This is a genomic window from Scopulibacillus daqui, from assembly GCF_016908855.1.
Taxonomy (GTDB): Bacteria; Bacillota; Bacilli; order Bacillales; family Sporolactobacillaceae; genus Scopulibacillus_A; species Scopulibacillus_A daqui.
The window spans coordinates 1-1,377 of sequence record NZ_JAFBER010000055.1; the positions used below are offsets into that span (position 1 = coordinate 1).

A 1,377-nucleotide genomic window follows, 5' to 3' on the forward strand; every position below is an offset into this window, starting at 1 on the left:
CCCAAGTGTAGCCTTTTCACTTGGGATTCTTTTTTGCTCGTCGCATAGTACCTTCACAAAAAGGACAGACTACCTCTACTTCTTCATGTTTTTCTAAGTCAAATTCAAACTCTTCGACTACAAAATCTGGTACTTCATCTTCCTTACCACAATCCAAACACTTGAAATTTATTGTTGTCATCTCTTCATCCAATCCCAATGGATCCTCTTCCTCTAACCATTTAAGAAATTCCTTACTCATTTCATCCTGCTTTGTGTTTCTTCGCATCATTATATATCCTCCAGGTTTTAATGCATTCCACTTCTTCCATGTAATGAAATAAGAAGCCATAATCATTATGCCAGATTTCAACCAGTTCCATCTCCCTATGGCAGCACGGGCATATGTATGGGTCTTGACCAAAGGCCTCAATCATTCTTTGGCGATATGTTTTTTTCCTCTTTTTACGTTCAAATAAAAAGGATAATTGTTTTGTTCTTACAAAAGAATAAAGACTCAAGATTTGATTAGCTTTTTGATAGGATCTTCTACTGTATAAACCAAAGCGCCCTACCATTCGAAAATGTTTAGGCGGAATATGTTGTAAAAGATTAAATATAAATTTATAAACTGGCCATGTGACATCCTTTCTTTTTCCAGTTCGATGATCCTCATACCAAAAATGTACCTTCTCTCCATCGTAATTTTCAATACGATATTCGGCAATGACAGGTCTCGCTAAATATCGGCCTATATACTTCGCTGCACCTTTGGCACCTTTCATTTTCCTTTCTGCATTGACATAAAAACCATTTGGATAACGTTTATACAGATCGTTGATCATCTCCAAGACCCTTTGATTTTCCGGAAACCACTTCTTCATTAGATCTAAGAGTACCTTTTGCCAAGACTTCCTTAGGAAATCGTACGAAATATACTCACTCGATACCCATTCATGGCGGTTATCAAGAGCTCCTTCAGTTACTAAGGTATGAATGTGCGGGTTAAACTTCAAATCCCTTCCAAACGTATGTATAACAGTAATTACGCCAACCTTTAAATGGCGCTTCTTACTTTTTCGATCATAATAAAATTTAAAAACCTCAGCTACCTGTTTACTTAATTCATTTAACTTTTTTCGATCTTTATAGAAAACCCTTCTTAATTCTTTTGGAATGGTAAACACCATGTGGCGATGGGGAACATTAAAGATCATTTCCTGTTGCTTATCAGACCAATCATCAGTATACTTCTTTCCGCACTTATGACAAAACCGGCTCTTACAAGTGAAACAAACAAAAACGGGACGAGGGTTACCTTCACATCCTAAACATTCATACCGTGCATAGCCTAGGTCACGAGTACCACACTTAATTGTTTTCTGAACAGCTTCTTTG

2 protein-coding genes are annotated in these 1,377 nt (G+C 37.0%); both read right to left on the bottom strand.

Annotation, left to right across the window (positions count from 1 at the left end; translation table 11 throughout):
• Nucleotides 1-16: 16 nt before the first annotated feature.
• Complete coding sequence (locus JOD45_RS16390; protein ID WP_239549338.1) at nucleotides 17-271, bottom strand: FmdB family zinc ribbon protein; 255 nt, start codon at nucleotides 269-271, stop codon at nucleotides 17-19.
• Nucleotides 243-1,377 (bottom strand): IS91 family transposase (locus tag JOD45_RS16395; protein ID WP_205004933.1); only part of this gene is annotated, 1,135 nt, incomplete at its 5' end. The genes JOD45_RS16395 and JOD45_RS16390, both read right to left, overlap by 29 nt.